Origin of the sequence: Gymnodinialimonas phycosphaerae, from assembly GCF_019195455.1 — a bacterium.
Taxonomy (GTDB): domain Bacteria; phylum Pseudomonadota; class Alphaproteobacteria; order Rhodobacterales; family Rhodobacteraceae; genus Gymnodinialimonas; species Gymnodinialimonas phycosphaerae.
In genome coordinates this window covers 616138-638091 of sequence record NZ_JAIMBW010000001.1, presented here as the reverse complement: position 1 = coordinate 638091, position 21954 = coordinate 616138, and the positions used below count along the sequence as shown (strand labels likewise).

Genomic DNA, 21954 nt, shown 5'->3' with positions numbered 1-21954 from the left:
CCTTGGCAAGACCTTCAGCTACGCTAGCCCTGCGCGTCGGCCCTGTCACCCCGCGCACCGCGCTCCTTCATCTTGCCAAATACAACTCAAATCCCAAAGTCGGCCCCAGTCGCCTAGGCCTCCAATTCGGAATCCCAGTACAGGAAATCCATCCAGCTTTCGTGCAGATAATTGGGAGGGAACCGCCGCCCCTGATTGTGTAACTCAGCCGCCTCCGGCTGTCTCGGTGCGCGGCGCAGCGACAACCCCGACTGCCGCAGGGATTTCGAGCCCTTGCGCAGATTGCACCGCGAACAGGCCGCCACCACGTTTTCCCATGAGGTGATGCCGCCACTGGCCCGTGGCACCACGTGGTCGAAGGTCAGATCGCCCTTCGCCCCGCAGTACTGGCAACTGAAATGATCACGCAGGAACAAGTTGAAGCGCGTGAACGCGACCCGTTTCTGGGGCTTCACGTAGTCGCGCAGGACCACGACAGACGGGATGCGGATCACCGTCGAGGGGGAATGCACGAAGTCATCGTATTCCGCCACGATCTGCACCCGGTCCAGATACACCGCCTTCACCGCTTCCTGCCACGGCCAAAGCGACAGCGGCAGATAGCTGAGCGGGCGGTAGTCCGCGTTCAGGACCAACGCCGGATTGTGTTTCAACGCCCCCGGGGCGCGCACAAACGATGTCTTGAAATCATTTTCGTCGCTGGTCTGCATCACAGTCCTACCCACCCGGTTCGCCCACTCAAGCGCCAGGGCGAGAGCACCCGCCCAAGCCATGACGCCACTATATCTAGGTGCGACCACGGGGCAAGCAAAACGACATGATGTGGTCACACCCGAATCTTAGGGCGCTCATGCAACGATCAGATGACAGCGAAATCGCACGCTACTCCGGCAGTTTGTCCCGCAGGAATGCCAGCGCCACCGATAGGCCATCGGGCGCAATGCCGTGGGCCGTGCCTTGCATGACGTGGGCGTAGACCTCTTCCCACCCGGCGGCTTCCAGGCCTTCGGCGGCCTCGGGCAGCGATTGCGGTGGCACCACGTCGTCGGCATCGCCATGGATCAGCAGAACCGGCGGGCGCACCACGACGTCATCGACCAAAGCCTCCGGGTCCAGCAACCGGCCCGAGAAGCCGACGACGCCCGCGAAGGCCTCATCCCGGCGCGGCGCGACATGCAGAGAGATCATCGTCCCCTGGCTGAAGCCCACCAGCGCCGTTTCCGCCGCCGTCACGCCATGTTCCGCCATCACATGGTCGAGGAACGCATTCAGGTCGATCACCGCGCGGGCCATGCCTTCGGCTGCGGCCGCCTCGCTGGATCCGTCGATCCAGGGGATCGGGAACCACTGAAATCCCGCCGGGTTCATCGCCGAACGCTCGGGCGCGTCGGGGGCCACGAAGACCGTGTTGGGCAAATGCTCTGCCAGCGGATCGGCAAGGCCCAGGAGGTCGCGGCCATCGGCACCGTAGCCATGCAGGAACACCACCAGGGACGTCACATCCCCCGAATGAGACGGCTTGGTCCCATAATCCAACACATCAGTCATATCGCGCCCTCTCGCTTGGTCTTTTCCCGGTAGTAGGCCCAGAGCGCGCGCGCGGCAATGGCCCGAACCGGGGACCATGCCTCGGCCATTGTGCGCATCTCTTTCTCGGACGGGCGTGCGGGCAGGTCGAACAGCAGCTTCGCCCCCTCCTGCAACGCCAGATCCCCCGCCGCGAATACATCGGCGTGGCCCAGCGCGAACTTGGCGTAGATCTCCGCCGTCCAGCGCCCGATGCCGGGCACGGTGATCAGCGTTTGAACGACGTCCGACGCCGAGGCACCGCGCAACGCGCCGTAGTCCAGCCGCACCTCGGCCAGCGCGCGGGCGTAGCGCACTTTGGGACGCGACAGTCCACAGCGCTTCAAGTCCTCGTCCGTGCTTTGAAACACGGCCTCTTCACGGTCGAACCCCGCCGCTTGCAACCGGCTCCAGATTGCGGCCGCCGACGCGGTGGAGACCTGCTGGCCGACGATCGCATTCATCAAGGCCCCGAACCCGTCCGGCCGCCTGCGCAACGGCAAAGGCCCTGATATCATGGTGAATTTCGGCTCCATCTCGCAGAGCTGCGCAAACCCTCTGGCCAGGTCTTCTTCGGTCTCGATCCGCATTGCGCTTCCCTTGTCCCGGCCCCGATCGACCGCCGTCCCCAAATGTGACATCCGCTCATCTGGACGCCCGTTTGCAAACCCTATACCGCTCTCACCATGACCGACAGCACCCCCCTTTTATCGCACCCAGACGATACCGCGGCCAAGCGCAATGTGATTGTTCTGGTCATGGCACAGGCGCTTCTGGGCGCGCAGATGCCGATGTTGTTCACGATCGGAGGTCTCGCGGGCCTGATGATCGCACCGTCGCCTGCCCTGGCGACGCTTCCGATTTCGTTGATCGTCTTCGGCTCCATGACGACGGCACCATGGATTTCGCCGCTGATGCAAAAATATGGCCGTCAAATCGGCTTCTATGTGGGCGCCCTGGGCGGCGGTCTGGGGGCCGCGATCGCGGGATATGGCCTGTGGATCGACAGTTTCCCGGTCTTTCTTCTGGGCTCGTACTTCAGCGGCATCTACATGTCGGCACAGGGCTTTTACCGCTTCGCCGCGACGGATACCGCCTCGTCCGCGTTTCGCCCCAAGGCGATTTCCTACGTGATGGCCGGGGGGCTTATATCGGCGCTGATTGGCCCGCAATTGGTCAAGGCCTCCAGCGAGGCGACGGTGATCCCCTTCGTCGGCACCTATGCCTTTATCTTTGCAATCAACCTCATAGGGTCCGGTCTGTTTGCGTTCCTGCAATTGCCCAAGCCCAAGGCCGCCCATGCCGATGATCCACGGGGGCGCACGCGGGCCGAGTTGCTGCGCGATCCCAAGATCATCGTGGCGATGATCTGCGGGGCCGTCACCTATTCGCTGATGAACCTGATGATGACGTCAACGCCGCTGGCCGTCGTGGGCTGTGGCTTCACGACCGGCAATGCGGCCGATGTGGTTTCGGCGCACGTCATTGCCATGTTCGCGCCCTCGTTCTTCACCGGCCACCTGATCGCACGGTTCGGGACCACGAAAATCGTCGCCACGGGCCTTTTGCTGCTTGCCGCTGCGGGCGTCGTGGCCATGACCGGGGTCGAGCTGTTCCAGTTCTTCGGCGCCCTCATTCTTTTGGGTGTCGGCTGGAATTTCGGTTTCATCGGCGCCACTGCCATGTTGACCGCCTCCCATGCGCCGGAAGAGCGGGGCACAGTTCAGGGCATGAACGATTTCGTCGTCTTTGGGTCGGTCTTCATCGCTTCGCTCAGTTCCGGCGTGCTGATGTATTCGGGCGGCGAGGATGTCGTGGCCGGCTGGACGTCGGTGAACCTTGCGATGGCCCCGTTCCTTGCCTTGGCGGGTGCGGCACTGATCTGGCTGGCGATGCAGCCGCGCCAGCGCGTGGCCTGACACCGCTCGTGTCACCAGCCACCTGACGCGTTCCAAGTGGCGCTATGACGCCTAGAGCCGCCGCAAGAAGGCCGCCGCAAGAAGGCTGAGTTTCTCGCGACCGGGCGGCAGGTCCAGCCGCCCCTCGGCCACGGCCAGGGGATCGGCCACGGCGCGCTTCAGGATCGCCTTTGCGCCCGCCACCTCGAACAGCGCCGCCTGCGCAGGCATCGCCACATCAATACGCCCCGGCCACGCACGCAACGCGTCTTGCGCCAGCGAGGATATTGCCGCCGCCCGCCCATCAAGCAGCGGCACTCGCCCACGGGCTTCAAGCGCAGGCACCGCCACCAGATACCGCGCCAAGCCAGCGGCATAGCCGATGGCGTCCGTGGCGGGCGTTGGCGTGCCGCCCAAGGCTCGCAGGGCGGTGTCGATCAACCCGCCAGAGGTGCGTTGCAGATACTGCGAAAACGCTGCCTCGTCCTCGAACGGATCCTTGTAGATGTCCCAACGCCGGGCCGCGATCACCTGATCCAGCGTCGCCGCGCCCTGCGCGTCCAGAAACCCCAGCGCATCGACCACCTCGTGCCGCCGTGCCCGCCCATCGGAGATCTCTTCAAGGGCATCGCGCCACCATTGCAGGCGCATCTCGGCGATCATCGGCTCTTGCGTCACCCACGGCGCGCGGCTGACCTCGATGTTGAACGCATAAAGCGGCAGCAGCACCTCGCGCGCCGCCAAGGGCGCGGCCATCGCGGCGCGAAACCGGCGCGGATCGCCGCGCGCAACCAGATCTGCACAGGCCTGAACGCTCACAGCGGCCTCACCACGGACAGAAGATAGCCCGTTTCGGTGCGGTTGGCGCGCCAGGCGGCGATCTCGGCTTCGGCCTCGTCCAGGGCGGCGTGCATGCGGGTGTCGGCCGTGCGGCGCAGCTCTGCGATCCGTGCCTCCATCGGACGATAATAGCTTTCCCACGCTACATCCGACAGCTTGCGCGTGGCCAGCGTCTCGTACCCCGCCAGGCGCACCTGCGCGGCGATGCCCTGCGCATCGGTCAGGCGCGGGTAGTCTTCCCAAAGGGCCTTCACCACATCCGAGGGCGGCCCATCGGTGAACACGCACGGCTCCGAGAAGGCAATCGCGCCCCCTTCGGCCAAGGCCGGACGCCAGAGCGGCAGAAGCTCTGCGATGCCATGGAAATAGACCGCGCCTGCGGACCAGATGAAATCAAACGGGCCGGTGATCCCGGTGTAATCGCCCGCGACCAGATCAACCCGCCCATCCGCGCCCCAGCGCGCCTTCGCCGCGTCAATGAACGGGGCGTGGGCATCAATCGCCGTCACATGGGCGTCCTTGGCGGCGCGCAGCAACGCGCCGATATCGCCCCCCGGCCCCGAGCCTGCATCGCAGATGCGCGCGCCCGGCACGAGGTCAGCAACCTCCGCCGCCCAAGCCACATCCGCCGTCTCCCCCGGCCCTTCGCGGGGCAGGTCGGCGTGGATGGTAAAGAAGCTTTCGCGGTCCCAAGTGCTCATGGCCAATCTCCACAGGGGTCGGCAAATATGGGATGATCCGCGTCGACCTGCACCAGCGTACGGTCGAAGAACTCCCGGGTGTCATTCATTCCGAAAGCCGCGATGACCTCGAAAATCGGGTTGTCCGGCCCCGTGCCCACCCAACGCCCGCCCGTGCCGTCGGCAAAGCGTACATCCAGCATATCGAAAAGCGTATCGGCACCCGGCATGGTGTCCATCGTCATGGGCAGGCCCGCCAATCCGGGCGACAGCCGCGCCCAGGTCTGCACGAAACGCCCCGGCTCACGCAGGGTCACCAGATCACCACCGCCGTCTTCCTGGCCGAGGCCCACGATCACACGGTCATCTGCCAGGACGATTTCCACGACCGGGCTGCCATTTCCGTAAGAGGCGACGTTGCACAGGCGCACCGGTTCCGACGCCGCAAGCTGCGTGGCGCTGAGGCACAGGGCAACAGAAAGCGTCGATTTCATTGAACCTCTGCCCCCTCATGGACCAGCTTCCATGTCACCGCATCCAGCAGTGCTTCGAAACTGGCATCCACGATGTTGGGCGACACGCCCACGGTCGACCAGCGCCGCCCATTGCTGTCTTCGCTGTCGATGATCACGCGGGTCACGGCCTCGGTCCCGCCCTGGGTGATGCGCACCTTGAAGTCGACCAGATGGATATCTTCGATCAACCCCTGATAGGGCCCCAGATCCTTTGCCAGCGCCTTGGCCAATGCGTTCACCGGCCCCCGGTCGCTGCCCGTCGCATCCATGCTTTCACTGACCGACAGCTTCTTTTCGCCGCCGACCTTCACGACGACCATCGCCTCGGACAGGCTGACCATCTGGTTGTACTTGTTCTTGCGCCGCTCGATCGTGACCTTGTAGCGCTTGACCTCGAAGTACTCGGGCAAGAGGCCAAGGGCACGGCGGGCCAACAGCTCGAAAGAGGCCTGAGCCGTGTCGAAGCTGTATCCCTGATCTTCGCGTTCCTTGATCGTATCAAGAATTTGCGCCAGCGCCGGGTCGCTCTTTTCGACCGATAGCCCCGCCTCGGCCAGCCGTTTGCGCAGGTTCGATTGGCCCGCTTGGTTGGACATCGGGATGATGCGGGTGTTGCCGACCGTTTCGGGGTCGATATGCTCGTAGGTGGTGGGGTTCTTGACGATGGCACTGGCGTGCAGACCCGCCTTGTGGGCGAAGGCGCTGGCGCCGACGTAGGGGGCCTGGCGCTGGGGCACACGGTTGAGAATGTCGTCGAGCATCCGCGAAAGCCGGGTGAGACCCAATAGCTTCTCGACGGCGATTCCGGTCGTGTAGCGGCTTTTGTAGGGCTCCTTGAGCAGCAGCGTCGGGATCAGCGTGGTGAGGTTGGCGTTACCGCACCGCTCCCCCAGGCCATTCAGCGTGCCTTGGATCTGGCGCGCGCCGGCCTCCACCGCTGCAAGGCTACCGGCCACGGCGGTTTCCGTATCGTTGTGGGTGTGGATGCCGACGTGCGTGCCGGGGATGCCGGAGGCGATGACTTTAGCGGTGATGTCAGCGATTTCCGAGGGCAATGTGCCGCCGTTGGTGTCGCACAGAACAACCCAGCGCGCGCCCGCAGTGTGGGCGGCATGGACGCATTCGAGCGCGTAATCGGGATTGGCCTTGTAGCCGTCAAAGAAATGCTCGGCGTCGAACAGCGCCTCGCGACCCTGCGCCACCAGGTGCGCGATGGAGGCGCGGATATTCTCGACATTCTCGGGCAAGGTGATGCCAAGGGCCTCGGTCACGTGGAAATCGTGGGACTTGCCGACGAGGCAGACGGTCCCGGTGTTCGCGTTCAGGACGGCGGCCAGAACGTCGTCATTTTCGGCCGAGCGCCCTGCCCGTTTGGTCATGCCGAAGGCAGTCATCCTGGCTTGCGTGGCGGGAGCGTCATCGAAGAAGGCGGAATCCGTGGGGTTCGCGCCGGGCCAGCCGCCTTCGATATAATCGAGGCCGAGGGCATCGAGGGCGTTTGCGATGCGGATCTTCTCGGGGGTGGAGAATTGCACGCCTTGCGTCTGCTGACCGTCGCGCAGGGTGGTGTCGTAAAGGTGGAGGCGGGTTTTGGTCATTGGGGGCCTCCGGCGGGGGTGCTCAAGCTTGAGCATTTATGTAAGCTGTTGTTTTCGCTGCTTTTTGATTTGTACGTTAACGCATCTTTAGCCATTTCAGAGCCACTTCGGGCGGGTCGCTTGCGGCCCGTCCAGCCCCTGACCGCCCCGTCGCACCATAGGTGAGCCCCTACGGGGCGACGCGGGGGCTTCACCCCCACCCGCGGTCCGGGGCTGGACTTGTGTTCTGTGCAAGACATTAGAGGCCCTCCAGTTTGGAGGGGTCGAAATCGGGGCCGGGTAGGAGCTCTACGCCCTCTTTGGACATGCGGACTTCGATGCCAGCGGCAGTGAGGGCCGTCTTGAGCGCATCCACGACGGAGAAATCTTTGCTTTGCATCGCTTTCTCCCGCGCGTCCGAAAGACATTCGACAAAGGCAGATAGATCCACCCCATCCTCTTGCGCCCACTCCGGCACCGCGCCGCTCCACAGGCCCATCACCGACAGCGACGCTCCAAGTTCGGCGCCGTCAAGTTTGTGCATCTCGGCCAAGGCCTGATGGGTGTTGAGGTCATCGGCAAGGGCGGCGACAACTGCCTTGGGCACCGCGTCTCCGGCCTCTGCCAGCCCATACCACTTGCGCAGCGTCTTCTCGGCCTCTGCCCGCTTCTTCTCGGTCCAGTCCATCGGCTTGCCGTAGTGAGTACCAAGGAAGACCATGCGGATCACCTCGCCCGGCACACCACTGTCCAACAAATCGCGCACGGTGAAGAAGTTGCCAAGGCTCTTGGACATCTTCTTGCCCTCGACCTGCAACATCTCGTTGTGCATCCAGATGTTCGCGAACTTGTGGCCTGCCGCGCAGGACTGCGCGACCTCGTTTTCGTGGTGCGGGAACATCAGGTCTGCGCCGCCGCCGTGGATGTCGAATTGCTCTCCCAAGATCGCGTGGGCCATGGCGGAGCATTCGATGTGCCAGCCGGGGCGGCCCCTGCCCCATGGACTCTCCCACCCCGGAATGTCATCGGCCGACGGCTTCCACAGCACGAAATCCATCGGGTCCTCTTTGTAAGGGGCCACTTCGACGCGCGCGCCCGCGATCATGTCATCGACCGAGCGGCCCGAGAGCTTGCCGTAATCCTCGAACGAGCGCACCCGAAACAGAACATGGCCGTCGCGGGCATAGGCGAAGCCCTTGGCGATCAGATCCTCGATAAAGGCAACCATTTCAGCGATGTAGCCCGTCGCGCGCGGCATATGCGTCGGGTCAAGCACGCCCAAAGCGCGCGTGTCGTCCAGATACCATAGCGCCGTCTCGGCGGTCAGATCCGCGATCTCGCGCCCCTCCTCGGCCGCGCGGGCGTTGATCTTGTCGTCCACGTCGGTGAAATTGCGCACGAAGGTGACGTTGTCCTTGCCATAGACATGGCGCAGCAGGCGAAACAACTGGTCGAACACCACCGCCGAGCGCGCGTTGCCGATGTGAGCGCGGTCATAGACCGTGGGCCCGCAGACATACATCGAGACCTTCCCGGGCACGATTGGGTCCAGCACCTCTACACGGCGGGTCTTGGAGTTTTTCAGGCGGATATCGACCATGGGGCAAGCTTTCGGCAGGCGGAAAAAGGGCGCGCGACCGGGCTAGCAGATAGGAAGAACCATTAAAACCACACGTGCCCGGACCGCTTGAATTAGCGGGGAATACAGATCGTCGTACAGGGCAATGTGTAAAACATGGGGCACGGGCTAGCACATTTGTATCTGCGATAACAAGCCGCAGGTACTTGCACCTGCAATAATTTCAACGCGCCACTATCTTGCGACCATGCAGGAGCTCTTCGTCGACATATACGCCAAAGGCCTGTTGGGCACCGCCCGTACGACGCCCTTCGGCGAGGGCATGGTGATCTGGACCGTGCATGGCCATATGTTCGCCGCCTACACAACCGGCGGCGAGGGCCTGTCCCTGCGCATTGGCAGCGACCTGATGGCGCAAATGCTGGTGGGACAAAAGCGCGCTGTGACCTCTGCGTACCTGAAGGGCACGGGCTGGGTTCTGTTTCCGTGGAACACCCCGCCGACCGAGCTGCGCGACTGGATCGGCCGGAGCTACCGATTGGTGCTGAGTGACCGCAACGCGGGCGCGCCGTAGGGGGCCGTAGGGGGTTGCGCCCGCGCGCCGGTGCACGCACCTTCGCGCCACCACACCCCTCGATCCCGGAGCGCCGCCCATGCCGACCTATTCCAACCGCCTCATGGGGCTGACCGGTGGCGGCGACGATGGCTGGGGGCTGTTCTACCGCGCCCGTGCCCTGAAGGACGCCGGAGAGCCGGTGCTGGAGCTGACCATCGGCGAGCATGACACCCGCACGGCCCCCGACATCCTGGACGCGATGGATGCCTCGGCACGGGGCGGACACACCGGCTATGCGGCCGTTCCGGGCACGCGATCCCTGCGCGACGCCGTGGCCAAGCGTTTGTCATCATTCAGCGAATTGACCTATGGCCCCGAAAACATCCTGATCACCCCCGGCGGACAATCCGGCCTTTTCGCAGCCCACAGCCTGGCCTGCGACCCCGGCGATACGGCGCTTCTGATCGATCCCTATTACGCCACCTACCCCGGCACGATCCGGGGCGTCGGCGCGGTGCCAAAGCCCGTGGCGACCCACCCCGAGGATGGCTTTCAGCCGCGTGAGGCGGATCTGATGGCAGCCAGCCTGGGTGCCAAGAGCCTTCTGATCAACACGCCCAACAACCCCACCGGCGCGGTCTATTCCGACGCTACGCTGGAGGGCATCGCGCGGGTGGCCGGGGCGCGGGACCTTTGGGTGATTTCGGACGAGGTCTACGACAGCCAGATCTGGGAGGGCACGCACCGCCCCTTCGCCAGCCTGCCCGACATGTTCGAGCGGACCTTGACGGTGGGGTCCCTGTCGAAAAGCCACGCGATGACGGGGTCTCGGTTGGGGTGGGTCGCAGGGCCCGCGGGAGCGGTGGCGCAGATGATCAACCTGGCCACCCACACGACCTATGGCGTGCCGGGCTTCATCCAGGACGCCGGGTGCTATGCCCTGTCGCTGGGGGTGGAGGCGGAAGCGGCGGTGGCCGCGCCGTTCCTGCGCCGGCGCAACATGGTGCTGGAACGCCTGGCACAGCAACAGGCGAGCAACTCCTTGCAGATCAGGGCCATTCCCCCGTCCGGGGCGATGTACGTGATGCTGGATATCCGCGCCACGGGCCTGAGCGGAAACGACTTCGGCGAGGCGTTGTTGGAGGAGGAACGCGTGGCGGTGATGCCGGGCGAAAGCTTCGGCGTGGCGGCGGCGGGCCATATCCGCGTGGCGCTGACGCTGCCCGATGAGGTGTTCGCCACGGCGCTTGACCGTTTGTTCGCCTTCGCCGCCCGCCAGATGGACGGACGCTGCGCGGCGACAGCTTAACGCCGTTAACGATTGGGACCTAGAAGTTGAACGTTGCCGTCAGGCTGACCGTATTCAGGTCAATATCCGTGTTGGGCAGCGGAAAGTCGGTGAAGCGGTGCTGGATGATCTCGGCACCGAGGGTGATGTCATCGTTCAGGGCGTAATCAACGCCGACGCCAAAGAAATAGCCAAGGCCCGAGGCGTCGAAGTTGGGCAGAATGACCGGCTCTTCGAAGCGTGCGGTGGAAACACCGGCCGTGGCATAGGGCAGGAAGACGCCGGCATCATAGCCAACCTCCAGACCGCCGCTGAACAGCCTGCTCATCTCCCGCGTGGGCACGCCGGGGGCCTCGATGGCGCCGTTGGTCCACTCCACCTCGACGCCGATGACAAGATCGCCCAGATCCTGGCGGTAGCCCGCCACAAGCCCGTAGTGCAGGCCGTCGATCTCGGGCTGTCCGGTGGGCGTGCCTTGGCCGTAGATGACATTGGCGCCCGCATAGAAACCGGTCCACGTCATCTCGACCGGCGGATCAATCATCAAGGGGGGCCGAGCGGGATCTGTCACACCGCCTGCGAAGACAGGGGCCGCAACGAATAGCGATATCAGGGTCAACGCAGTACGCATGGGTGCCTCAGGGGTTTTTTTTAGCTTCTTTTCCTGTCTGATAGCCTGACCGGCATCCCTGCGACAAGCGCCGCGACGGCCCTGCGTGTGGAGTTATCCACAGCCGTTGCCGAATTGTCGGCCCGTTGTCAGGGGCGCCAGGAAAGGCCCGCGCCCCTCCTGTGAAGGGCGCGGGCCGTTGTCTGAAATCATTGTCTGGGAATCGTTGTCTGCAAATCCCGGATCAGAAGCGGAAGGCCGCGCTGACGCCGAAGGTCGTGGCCGAGATGTCGAGGCCGGAGTTGTCGAAATCCTCAAACTCGTGCTGCAGCACTTCAGCACCCAGGATGATCTGGTCGGTGACGAGATAATCGACGCCAGCGCCGAAGAAATAGCCGTTGTCTTGCAGATCCGCGCCCCCCACGGTGGCGGATGCCTGCGCCACACCGACGGTACCGTAAAGCAGCGCCGGGCCGGCATCATAGCCAACCTCTGCGCCCAGACGGTGCACGGAATCAAGCGAGCCGATCGTGGTGCCCACGGGATCGTCCAGATCGATATCGGCCCAGTTCAGGTCCAGTTCCGCACCCACGACAATGTTGCCCAGGTCGTAGCGGTAGCCGCCAAAAACGCCGTAAAGCACACCATCGCCATCGGCGGCGTCCGCACCGGCAAGGGTGTTGGCATCGACATCGCCATACTCAAGCTGGATACCGCCATAGAAGCCGGACCAATCATAGCCGACCGGTGCAGGGGCCGCGGCGACAGGGGCGACGGGCGCCGGATCTGCCGGGGCCACGTAGCCCCCTGCAAAAGCCGCCACGGGGCTCAGGAGAACCGCAAGCGTGCCTGTGAATACTGCGTATTTCATTATAAGATATCCTCTTGTTCGTGTCAGGGTCCGGAGCGCATCCGGGTCTCCAACGCATTGATCGCGCGTTGGTTCCTGCTGACACCTACGAGGATCGTGCGAGATTTCACCTCACACCCGCGTGAGGGCGCGGCGACGGCCAGAACCTGCTGATCGGCCCCTTCCGGATCAGCAAATCGCCGCCACGTCCGTCCTGTTTTCGGCTATCGCGGAAGGGCGGCCGCCTCGCGGGCCAAACGCTCGATCTCGGCCCAATCGCCCGCTTCCACGGCGGACTTGGGCGCAACCCAGGACCCGCCCGCGCAGACCACGTTGGGCAACGACAGGTAATTGTTCACATTGGCCATGGTCACGCCGCCGGTGGGACAGAAGGAGACCTGCGGGATCGGCGCGCCGATGGCCTTGAGTGCAGGCGCACCGCCATTGGCCTCGGCCGGAAAAAACTTCAGCAGGTCATAGCCTTGCTCGAACAGGAACATGACTTCGGACGCGGTGGCGGCACCGGGCAGAAGCGGCAGTTCATTGGCGGTACACGCGTCGATCAGATGCGCCGTGGCGCCGGGCGAGACACCGAAGGTGGCGCCTGCGGCCTTGGCGTTTTCCACGTCCTGGGGCGTCAGCAGCGTGCCCGCGCCCACAACGCCGCCTTTGACCTTCGCCATCTCGGTGATGACCTCCAACGCGCAAGGGGTGCGCAGCGTGACTTCCAGCGCCGGCAACCCGCCCTTGACCAGCGCCGTGGCCAGCGGTGCGGCATGGGCCACGTCATTGACGACGAGGACAGGGATGATCGGGGCCAGGGCTGCGATGCGGTGGGCGGCGAGGGATTGGGCTTGGGGGGTCATGGCAGGCTTTCAGGGTCAGGCCGGGGTGTGTGGGGCGAGGACGGGAGCCTCCGGCGGGGATATTTTAAGAACGGGGAAATGGGGGATCGCGCTTGCGGGTGGATTGGAGGGGGACGGGTTGGAGGAGGTCGGGTTGGAGGTTGGCGGGTTGGAGGTTGGCGGGACGGCTGGCTTAAACCACAACGCCCGCGCCAGTGGTAGCCGGACCTGCGGTTTGGCGGAAGATTTCGAACAACTCACGCCCCACGCCGTGGGAATTGGCCGACAGGTCGGGGGTGGCGTGGGGGCGGGCCTCGACACCTTCGGTGAGGACATCGAGGGTGCCATTGGTGGCGTCGACGCGGATCATGTCGCCGTCTTGCAGCTTGCCGATAAGGCCGCCGTCAAGCGCCTCGGGCGCGACGTGGATCGCGGAGGGGACTTTGCCGGATGCGCCCGACATGCGGCCATCAGTGACGAGGGCGACGCGATGGCCCCTGCCCTGAAGGATGGAGAGGAGCGGCGTCAGCGAGTGGAGTTCCGGCATGCCGTTGGCCTTGGGGCCCTGAAAGCGGACGACAACGACCACGTCGCGGTCCAGTTCCTTGTTTTTGAACGCTTCTTTCACCGCCTCCTGGGAATGGAAAATGGCGGCGGGTGCCTCGATGCAGTGCCTCTCGGGATCAACGGCCGAGACTTTCATCACGCCAATGCCAAGGTTGCCTGAAAGCTCTGCCAGGCCGCCGGTTTTGGCGAAGGGGTCCGCGGCGGGGCGCAGGATCTTGTCGTTGAGGGTGGTCGTGGGGCCGGGGCGGTAGTGGAAGGCGCCGTTGTCGAGCGCGGGTTCTTGCGTGTAGAGGGACAGGCCGTCGCCTGCGGCGGTCTTCACGTCGTCGTGCATCAGGCCCGCGTCCAGCAGTTGGCCGATCATATAGCCAAGGCCACCGGCGGCGTGGAAATGGTTCACGTCGGCCAACCCGTTGGGGTAGACCCGCGCCATGAGCGGCGTGGCGGCCGATATGTCGTTGAAATCGCTGCATTCCAGGATGATGCCCGCCGCCCGCGCCATGGCGATGAGGTGGATGACGAGGTTGGTGGAGCCGCCCGTGGCCATGAGGCCCACGAGGCCGTTCACGAAGGCTTTCTCGTCAAGAATATCGCACACGGGCGTATAGGCATTGCCAAGCGCGGTAATGGCCGCCGCGCGTTCGGTTGCGGCCACGGTAAGCGCGTCGCGCAGGGGGGTGCCGGGATTGACAAAGGACGCGCCGGGCAGGTGCAACCCCATGAATTCCATCAACATCTGGTTGGAGTTCGCGGTGCCGTAGAAGGTGCAGGTGCCGGGCCCGTGGTAGGAGGCCATCTCGGCCTCCATCAGCTTGTCGCGGCCCACTTCGCCGTTGGCGAATTGGTTGCGGACGCGGGCTTTCTCGTCGTTGGGCAGGCCCGAGACCATGGGGCCTGCGGGGACGAACAGCGCGGGGATATAGCCGAAGGTGGCCGCCGCGATGACGAGGCCGGGGACGATCTTGTCACAAACGCCGAGGTAGAGGGCGGCGTCGAAGGTGTTGTGGCTTAGCGCCACCCCGGCGGCCATGGCGATCACGTCGCGGGAAAACAGGCTGAGTTCCATGCCGACCTGGCCTTGCGTGACACCATCGCACATGGCCGGCACGCCGCCGGCGACCTGGGCCGTGGCCCCTGCCCCGCGCGCGGCGTCCTTGATCTTTTGCGGATAGGTTTCAAAGGGTTGGTGGGCGGAGAGCATATCGTTGTAGGCCGTCACGATCCCGATATTGGGCGCACGCGCCGCCACCAGAGCCCCCTTGTCGTCGCCCATTGCGGCATAGGCATGGGCCTGGTTGCCGCAGGTCAGATGGGCGCGGCGCGGGCCGTCCTCGGCCAACTTGCGCATGCGGTCGAGGTAGGGCTCCCGCGTGGGGCGGGACCGCTCGATGATGCGGTCGGTGATGGCGGCGATACGGGGATCAACATGAGATGCGGCGGACATGGGCTTGCTTCCTTGAATCTGTTGCCGGGCACATATCATGTTAGCGCTAACATGTCTAGAGGCGAACAGACGGGGCGCGACGGCGTGCGTGGGCGAAAAAACTACGACCCGCGCAGGATCTTTTCCATCTTTCGTCCCTTCGCCAGTTCATCGACCAATTTGTCTAGATACCGGACCCGCTGGACCAGTTGATCATCGATGTCTTCGACGCGAACGCCGCAGATGACGCCGGTGATGCCACTGGCGTTGGGGTTGATTTCCGCGCGGTCAAAGAAGGTCTCGAAGGTGGCGTCCGCGTCGAGGTAGTGTTGCAGCGCCCCGTCATCGAAGCCAGTCAACCAGTTGATAACGCGGTGCAATTCGTCCCGCGTACGGCCCTTCTTCTCGACCTTGGCAAGATACATCGGGTAGACCTTTGCGAAGGACATCTTCGCGAAGGTTTCATGGGCTGATTTCGGATTTCCCATTGTGACCTCGGGCAATTTGGACCGCCCGAACTATAACATACGTCTCGCAGTAGGCTGAACCGTCCTGTGTCACGTGCAGTCCCCTGCCCGCCTCAGTGCGGCTGCACACCCGGCAAAAACACGTCTTCGTCGCGGTAGAGCAGCGACACGCCGTCCTTGAACACATGCACCTTGTCCGGCGTGGCGTTCAGCTTCACCGAGGTGCCGCGCAGGGACTTGTGGATGCCTGCAAGCTTGCCGATGACGGGCTCATGATCCGGGTGCGCGCGCTCGAAATAAAGCAGGGTGACTTCACCAAGCGCCTCGGTAATCTCCACCTTGGCCTGGAAGGCGAAATCGTCGGCGTTGGTTTCCACCATATCCTCGGGGCGGATGCCGACCTCGACCACCGCGCCCATATCCTCGGGATTGGAGGGGTAGTTGGAGGTGATCGTGCCCCCGCCCTCGTTCATTTCCAGCGTCGTCACCTCGCCAGTGCCGACGATCTTGCCGCCCAGAAGGTTCATCGCGGGCGAGCCGATGAACTTGGCCACGAAAGTGGAATTGGGCCGTTCATAAAGTTGCAGGGGGCTGCCCACCTGCGCCACGCCGCCGCCCGCCAGCACGACGATGCGCGAGGCCAGCGTCATCGCTTCCACCTGGTCGTGGGTGACGTAGATCATCGTGCTTTCGGGCATCTCTTCCTTGAGTTGCGCGATCTGGATGCGGGTGGCGACGCGAAGCGAGGCGTCGAGGTTGGAGAGCGGTTCGTCAAACAGATAGACCTTCGGGTCCCGCACGATGGAGCGCCCGATGGCGACACGCTGGCGCTGGCCGCCCGAAAGCGCCTTGGGCAGGCGGTCGAGGAAGTTTTCAAGCTGCAACTTCTCGGCCGCCGCGTTGACCTTGCGGTCGATCTCTTCCTTGCTGTCGCCCGCGATTTTCAGGGCAAAGGCCATGTTGTCGCGCACGGTCATGTGGGGATAAAGCGCGTAGGACTGGAACACCATCGCGATGCCCCTTTCGGACGGCGGCACGTCGTTGACGACCTGGCCGTCAATTTGCAGCTCGCCGCCGGTGATCTTTTCAAGGCCCGCGATCATGCGCAAAAGCGTGGACTTGCCGCAGCCAGAGGGGCCGACGAACACGATCAACTCGCCCTTTTCGATATCCAGGTTGATATCGCGCAACACCTGAACGGTGCCGCCATAAGTCTTTTCGACATCGGTGAGTTTGAGATTTGCCATCTGCGTCGCTCCCTATTGATTTACGCGCAGCGCAAGGGCTGGCTGCCATGGGCCGAGGTGTAGTTTTCCATCCGGCGCAAGGCCAGTCGATCCGAGTTCTTGTCCGACTTGCACCCAGTGCCCCGCAGGCGCGTCAAGCGCGGCAGGCTCGCCCGAGAGGTTGATGGCGACAAACAGCGTCTCGTCGCCCTGGGTGCGGGTGAAATGCAGCACGTCGCCGGTGGCCGTAACATCCGCGTGGGTGCCTTTCACCAGCGCCTTATGGGTGTGACGGAAGGCAATTGCGCGGCGATAATGGTGCAGAAGCGATCCGGGATCAGCCTCTTGCGCGGCGACGGAATAGGCCAGGTGTTCGTGGCTGACCGGCAACCACGGCTGCCCGTTGGAAAAGCCGCCGTTCTGGTTCGACGGTTCCCACACCATGGGCGTGCGGCACCCATCGCGGCCCTTGAACTCGGGCCAGAACTCGATGCCATAGGGGTCTTGCAGCGCCTCGAACGGCACATCGGCCTCGTGCAGGCCCAATTCCTCGCCCTGATAGAGGCACAGCGATCCGCGCAGGCACATCATTAACGTCGTTAACGCCCTGCTTGCTGCTGGCGGCAAGTCCCAACGCGTGGCATGGCGCACCACATCATGGTTGGAGAACGCAAGGCAGGCCCACCCATCGGGCGCGGCCTTGTCGATGCGCGTCAGAACATCGGCAAAACGCGCCGCGGTCGGGCGCTCTTTCGCCAGGAATTCGAACGAATAGCACATGTGGACCATGTCATCGCCCGCCGTGTACTGGCCCATGATCTCCAGCCCGAACTGCGCATCCCCGACCTCGCCCACGGCCGTGGCGGCGGGGTATTCATCCAGCACCGCGCGGAAGCGCTTGAGGAAGTCGAGGTTCTCGGGCTGGTTCTTGGAATAGAGGTGCAGCTGGTGGTTGTAGGGGTTCACCGAGGGCGCAATCGTGTCGTCGCGCTTTTCCTTCGGTAGCGCGGGGTTGGAGCGCAACTCGTCATCGTGGAAGTAGAAGTTGATCGTATCGAGCCGGAAGCCATCCACGCCGCGATCCAGCCAGAACCGCACCACGTCCAGAAGCGCGTCCTGCACCTCTGCGCAATGGAAATTCAGGTCGGGCTGGGAGACGAGGAAGTTGTGCAGGTAATACTGCTCGCGCCGGGCGTCCCAATGCCAGGCCGATCCGCCGAAGATCGACAACCAGTTGTTGGGGGGCGTGCCATCCTCTTTCGGGTCCGACCAGACGTACCAATCGGCGCGGGGGTTGTCGCGATCCTCGCGGCTTTCGGCGAACCAGGGGTGCTGGTCCGACGTATGCGACAGCACGAGGTCGATCATCACCTTCAGGCCCAAGGCGTGGGCCGTCTCGATCAAAACGTCGAAATCGCTGAGCGAGCCGAACATCGGGTCCACATCGCAATAATCGCTGACGTCGTAGCCGAAATCCTTCATCGGAGAGGTGAAGAACGGGCTGATCCAGATGGCATCCACCCCAAGGGACTGGATGTGCGACAAACGCGAGGTGATCCCGTTGAGATCCCCGATTCCGTCGCCGTTGCTGTCCTGGTAGCTGCGCGGATAGATCTGATAGATCACCGCACCCCGCCACCAATCGGCATCGGCGGCAAGGATTTGATCTTTCGACAAGGTTTGGTGGGCGGTCATGGGCAAGAACTCTGTGCTTGAGATTTACTTCACGGACCCGGCCAGAAGGCCGCGCACGAGGTAGCGTTGCATGGAGAAGAAGACGATCAGCGGGATCGCGATGGAAACGAAGGCCGCCGTCGCAAGAATGCCCCAGTCCCCCCCGCGTGAGCCCAGAAGATCGTCGGCGATCTTCACGGTCATCACCTGCGCGTCCCCGGTCGAGGGCAGGAAGACCTTGGCCACCAGCAGGTCATTCCAGGTCCACAGGAACTGGAAGATCGCAAAAGAGGCCAGCGCCGGGAAGGACAGCGGCAGGATGATCTTGGTGAAGATCTGGAAGTCTGTCGCGCCGTCGACCTTGGCGGATTCGATGATGTCGCGCGGCAGGCCGACCATGTAGTTGCGCAGCAGGTAAATCGCCAGCGGCAGGCCGAACCCGGTATGGGCCAGCCATATCCCCAGGAACGATTGCCCGATGCCGATCTGGTTGTGCAGGTTCAGCAGCGGCACCAACGCCAGTTGCAGCGGCACCACCAGAAGGCCCACGACACAGGCGATCAGGAAACCACGGCCCGGAAAGTCCATCCACGCCAAGGCATAGGCCGCGAAGGCCGCGATCAGGATCGGGATGATCGTGGCCGGGATCGTCACGGTCAGCGTGTTGATGAAGTTGCGGAAAATCCCCGCCTCTTCGAACAGAAGATCTCCGAATGTCGCGCCCGAAGCGATCTCTTGCGCGCGCTCATCCTCGTCCAGACCGGTCAGGACCTGGGCATAGTTGTCCATGGTGAAATCGGGTGGGCTTTCGGCCAGAAAATAGAGCCTTGGGCCCCGTTCATCGATCGGCTCGGGCGAGGTATAGACATAGCTGCCATCGGCATTGACCACGACCGTCCCGCCGTCGCGGTTGTCGACGGTTTCCCCGGCGGCATAGGCCCCCGGTTCGCGCCCGACCAGACCGAAGGCGGCGATGGAATTCGCGCCCGAGGTGAATTGATCCTGCACCTCTCCGGTCTCGAAGATATTGCCTTGGGCCACGTAAAGATCACCGTCGCGCGTCGGCGTGTCGTCGGCCCTTGTGCGGTACGTCAGCTCCACCGAGAACGGCGCCTCCCACCAGCCCGAGACGCTGATCTGGTCGCGGTCCCGAAACGAGGACACGAAAAGACCCACGGTCGGGATCAGCCACAAGATCACGATGATGAAGACGGCGACGTTGGTGACGATGGAGAGGCCAGACTTGCGCCCTGCAATATTATCCATATCAACGCATCTCCTTGCGGGCTTGTACGATGTTCCAGATCATCACCGGCAGAACCACCAGCATGATCACGAAGGCCACGGCAGTCGCCTGCCCGTCATCGCGGAACATGAAATCCATCATGAAGGACGGCAGGATCTCGGTGCCGTAGTTGCCCCCGGTCATCGTGTAGACGATGTCGAAGACCTTCAGGACGAGGATGGTGATCGTGGTCCAGACCACGACGATGGTGCCGATGATCTGCGGCACCTTGATCTTGAAGAACACCTGGAACGGGTTGGCGCCGTCGATGATCGCGGCCTCGATGGTTTCCTCGGGCACACCGCGCAGGGCGGCGGACAGGATCACCATGGAAAAGCCGGTCTGGATCCAGATCAGGATCACCATCAGAAGGAAGTTGTTCCAAAACGGGATTTGCAGCGGATCGACCGGATCAGCGCCAAAGCTGGTTGCGATGGCGTTGATGATGCCAAGGTCCGGGTCTTGCGCGTAGACGAATTTCCAGATCAGCGAGGCCCCCACGAAGGAGATCGCCATCGGCATGAAGATGATCGATTTGGCGATATTGCCCCACTTCAGGCGGTCGGTGAGTTGCGCGATCAGCAGGCCCATGAAGGTCGTGACCGCAGGCACCACGAGCGCCCAGAGGATGTTGTTGAGGAAGGCCTGCCGGAAATCGGGGTTGTTGAACAGGCGCACGTAGTTGCCCGCGCCCACGAACTCGGTGCCCGCGCGGTCGTACATCGACCGGAAGAACGAGCCCACGACGGGGTACATCAGGTAAAGGCCAAGGGCGAAGATCGCGGGGAACAGGAACACCCAGGGGCGGATCATGTTCGCGCGGTTGATATTACGGCCCGCATTGGTCCCCTTGGCGGGGAACAGCACCTTATCGAGGAACAGGTTGGCGAAGTAGAAGTAGCCCACACACCCGCCGACACCGACGACGATGGTGATGATGCCTTGTAGAACTGGCGACATGCGCGCGCCCTCCCCCCGAGTGCTATGTTTGGCCGGTGACGCGCTTCGGTAGCCGCCCGCCCGCAATCCGGGCCTTGGCCCGGGGTCTTCATCGCAATCCGGGCCTTGGCCCGAGACCTTCATTGCAGACCGGGCCTTGGCCCGGGGTCCGCCCCCCCGTCCGAGACGGAGGGGCGGCTGTTTCAGATCAGAGGCTTACTGGATTTCAGCCCAACGGTCCTGGATGCGGCCCGCCACGGAGGCAGCGTCTTCGCCGCCCACATAGTCGACCATGCCGGACCAGAAGATGCCCTGACCGATCTCGGACGGCATCAGGTCGGACGCATCGAAGCGGAAGGTCGTGGCCCCCAGCAGGATGTCGTTCATCTGACGCAGGGTGTCCGAGGCGAACAGCTCGGAGTTCACACCGCTATGCGGTGTCAGGAAGCCGGATTGCGCCATCCACACTTCGTGGCTGATTTCCGTTTGCAGGAACGCCATGAAGGCTTGAGCGGCCTCACTGTCCTGCGTGATGCCGAACAAGGTGCCTGCGCCCAGAACCGGAGAGCCCAGATCTTCACCTTCGAACGCGGGGAAGTAGAAGAAATCGGCGTCTGCATCTTCGGGGAAGAACGTCGGGATGAACGACGCCTGACGGTGCATGTAGCACTCGGCCGGGAAGGTGAAGAGGCCCAGGGGGCTTTCGCGGAAGTCGGTGGCGGACACGGCTTCCACGCCGCCGTTCACATAGTCGCCGTTGCGGGCGAACACGCCGAAAGTCTCGATCGCGTTGATCACTTCAGGGGCGTTGAACGGGATCTCGTTGGAGACCCAGGCGTCATAGACCTCGGGCGATTGGGTGCGCAGCATGATGTCCTCGACCCAATCGGTCGCGGGCCAGCCCGTCGCGCCGCCCGATCCCAGACCGATGCACCACGGTGTCGCGCCATCGGCCACAATCTGATCGTTGAGCGCCAGAAGGTCTTCCATCGTCTCGGGGATGTCATAGCCGGCTTCGTCAAACGCCTCGGGCGAGTACCAGACCAGCGATTTCAGATCGACTTTGTAGAAGAAGCCGTAGAGGCCTTCGGTGCCATCTGCCCCCACTGCGGTCCCCAGCGACACCCAGCTGTCACCGGCGGCATAGTTGGCACGGATCCAGTCGGCAGTCTCAGGCGCCAGCGGCGTCAGGGCGCCGCGCGAGGCGAGGTCCGTCATCAGGCCGGGCTGCGGGAAAACGGCGATGTTGGGGGCAGAGCCCGCCTGCGTCGCGATCACGATGTCCTGCTCGAAGTTGTCGGAGCCGGAATATTGCACCGTAGCACCCGTCGCGCTTTCGAAATAATCGAGGACCGAGTTCACCAGTTCCGCGTCCGCGCCCGTCCAGGGGCCGGTGATCGTCAGCTCTTGACCGCTAAGGTCGAAGGCATCGGCATAGGCGGTGTAGCTGTCCCAGTTGAAATCGCCCTCGCCCACAGGAAAGATGTGCGCGATGTGGCCATCGGCCAATGCGCCACTAGCGGACAAAGCCAGCGCCGCGGCGCTGGCCAGATAAATCTTCTTCATTGG

The 21954-nt window shown here is 63.6% G+C and carries 21 protein-coding genes; 3 read left to right on the top strand and 18 right to left on the bottom strand.

Annotation, left to right across the window (positions count from 1 at the left end):
• Positions 1-113 precede the first annotated feature (113 nt).
• The 3 genes from KUL25_RS03220 to KUL25_RS03210 form a co-directional block, all read right to left on the bottom strand.
• Complete coding sequence (locus tag KUL25_RS03220) at positions 114-710, bottom strand: HNH endonuclease (protein WP_068354083.1); 597 nt, start codon at positions 708-710, stop codon at positions 114-116.
• A 172-nt stretch (positions 711-882) separates the two neighbouring features.
• Complete coding sequence (locus KUL25_RS03215) at positions 883-1548, bottom strand: alpha/beta hydrolase (RefSeq protein WP_257891613.1); 666 nt, start codon at positions 1546-1548, stop codon at positions 883-885.
• Positions 1545-2156 (bottom strand): DNA-3-methyladenine glycosylase family protein, encoded by a 612-nt coding sequence (locus KUL25_RS03210; protein ID WP_257891612.1) that lies wholly within the window; start codon positions 2154-2156, stop codon positions 1545-1547. The genes KUL25_RS03215 and KUL25_RS03210 overlap by 4 nt, the downstream gene beginning before the upstream one ends.
• Positions 2157-2252: 96 nt before the next feature.
• Here KUL25_RS03210 and KUL25_RS03205 point away from each other — a divergent pair, with 96 nt between their 5' ends.
• On the top strand, positions 2253-3485 hold the full coding sequence (locus tag KUL25_RS03205) for an MFS transporter (RefSeq protein ID WP_257891611.1): 1233 nt from the start codon (positions 2253-2255) through the stop codon (positions 3483-3485).
• Positions 3486-3536: 51 nt separating this feature from the next.
• Here the strand turns inward: KUL25_RS03205 and KUL25_RS03200 are convergent, their stop codons facing one another.
• The 5 genes from KUL25_RS03200 to cysS form a co-directional block, all read right to left on the bottom strand.
• On the bottom strand, positions 3537-4283 hold the full coding sequence (locus tag KUL25_RS03200) for a squalene/phytoene synthase family protein (protein ID WP_257891610.1): 747 nt from the start codon (positions 4281-4283) through the stop codon (positions 3537-3539).
• The gene (locus KUL25_RS03195) at positions 4280-5005 is read right to left on the bottom strand and encodes a class I SAM-dependent methyltransferase (protein ID WP_257891609.1); all 726 of its coding nucleotides are present in this window, start codon (positions 5003-5005) and stop codon (positions 4280-4282) included. The genes KUL25_RS03200 and KUL25_RS03195 overlap by 4 nt, the downstream gene beginning before the upstream one ends.
• Entirely contained in the window at positions 5002-5478 is a 477-nt protein-coding gene (locus KUL25_RS03190) for a hypothetical protein (protein ID WP_257891608.1), read from the bottom strand. Before KUL25_RS03190 ends, KUL25_RS03195 begins: the two co-directional genes overlap by 4 nt.
• Positions 5475-7097, bottom strand: coding sequence for a citramalate synthase (cimA, locus tag KUL25_RS03185; protein ID WP_257891607.1), 1623 nt, complete (start codon positions 7095-7097; stop codon positions 5475-5477). The genes KUL25_RS03190 and cimA overlap by 4 nt, the downstream gene beginning before the upstream one ends.
• Before the next feature lie 238 nt (positions 7098-7335).
• Positions 7336-8676 (bottom strand): cysteine--tRNA ligase, encoded by a 1341-nt coding sequence (gene cysS, locus KUL25_RS03180; protein WP_257891606.1) that lies wholly within the window; start codon positions 8674-8676, stop codon positions 7336-7338.
• 226 nt (positions 8677-8902) lie between these two features.
• On the opposite strand from cysS, the gene KUL25_RS03175 reads away from it, so the two are divergent.
• Together KUL25_RS03175 and KUL25_RS03170 are read left to right on the top strand one after the other, a co-directional pair.
• Positions 8903-9229 carry an MmcQ/YjbR family DNA-binding protein gene (locus KUL25_RS03175; RefSeq protein WP_257891605.1) on the top strand — a complete coding sequence of 109 codons (327 nt, stop codon included), beginning with the start codon at positions 8903-8905 and terminating at the stop codon, positions 9227-9229.
• A 79-nt stretch (positions 9230-9308) separates the two neighbouring features.
• The gene (locus KUL25_RS03170; protein WP_257891604.1) at positions 9309-10520 is read left to right on the top strand and encodes a pyridoxal phosphate-dependent aminotransferase; all 1212 of its coding nucleotides are present in this window, start codon (positions 9309-9311) and stop codon (positions 10518-10520) included.
• Between the two features lie 19 nt (positions 10521-10539).
• Here the strand turns inward: KUL25_RS03170 and KUL25_RS03165 are convergent, their stop codons facing one another.
• The 10 genes from KUL25_RS03165 to KUL25_RS03120 all read right to left on the bottom strand — a co-directional run bounded on the left by KUL25_RS03165 (position 10540) and on the right by KUL25_RS03120 (position 21951).
• Entirely contained in the window at positions 10540-11130 is a 591-nt protein-coding gene (locus tag KUL25_RS03165; RefSeq protein WP_257891603.1) for an outer membrane protein, read from the bottom strand.
• 223 nt (positions 11131-11353) lie between these two features.
• Positions 11354-11980, bottom strand: a complete 627-nt coding sequence (locus KUL25_RS03160; protein ID WP_257891602.1) for an outer membrane protein — start codon at positions 11978-11980, stop codon at positions 11354-11356.
• A 203-nt stretch (positions 11981-12183) separates the two neighbouring features.
• Positions 12184-12825, bottom strand: a complete 642-nt coding sequence (gene eda, locus KUL25_RS03155; protein ID WP_257891601.1) for a bifunctional 4-hydroxy-2-oxoglutarate aldolase/2-dehydro-3-deoxy-phosphogluconate aldolase — start codon at positions 12823-12825, stop codon at positions 12184-12186.
• A gap of 172 nt (positions 12826-12997) precedes the next feature.
• Entirely contained in the window at positions 12998-14815 is a 1818-nt protein-coding gene (gene edd / locus KUL25_RS03150) for a phosphogluconate dehydratase (protein WP_257891600.1), read from the bottom strand.
• Positions 14816-14916: 101 nt separating this feature from the next.
• On the bottom strand, positions 14917-15282 hold the full coding sequence (locus KUL25_RS03145) for a DUF2200 domain-containing protein (protein ID WP_257891599.1): 366 nt from the start codon (positions 15280-15282) through the stop codon (positions 14917-14919).
• Between the two features lie 92 nt (positions 15283-15374).
• On the bottom strand, positions 15375-16508 hold the full coding sequence (locus tag KUL25_RS03140; protein WP_257891598.1) for an ABC transporter ATP-binding protein: 1134 nt from the start codon (positions 16506-16508) through the stop codon (positions 15375-15377).
• 12 nt (positions 16509-16520) lie between these two features.
• On the bottom strand, positions 16521-18182 hold the full coding sequence (locus tag KUL25_RS03135; protein ID WP_257891597.1) for an alpha-glucosidase: 1662 nt from the start codon (positions 18180-18182) through the stop codon (positions 16521-16523).
• Positions 18183-18206: 24 nt separating this feature from the next.
• Complete coding sequence (locus KUL25_RS03130) at positions 18207-19427, bottom strand: carbohydrate ABC transporter permease (protein ID WP_257891596.1); 1221 nt, start codon at positions 19425-19427, stop codon at positions 18207-18209.
• 1 nt (position 19428) lies between these two features.
• Positions 19429-20406: a carbohydrate ABC transporter permease gene (locus KUL25_RS03125; RefSeq protein ID WP_257891595.1), complete on the bottom strand. Its 978-nt coding sequence runs from the start codon at positions 20404-20406 to the stop codon at positions 19429-19431.
• A gap of 195 nt (positions 20407-20601) precedes the next feature.
• Positions 20602-21951 (bottom strand): ABC transporter substrate-binding protein, encoded by a 1350-nt coding sequence (locus KUL25_RS03120; protein ID WP_257891594.1) that lies wholly within the window; start codon positions 21949-21951, stop codon positions 20602-20604.
• Between the last annotated feature and the right edge of the window lie 3 nt (positions 21952-21954).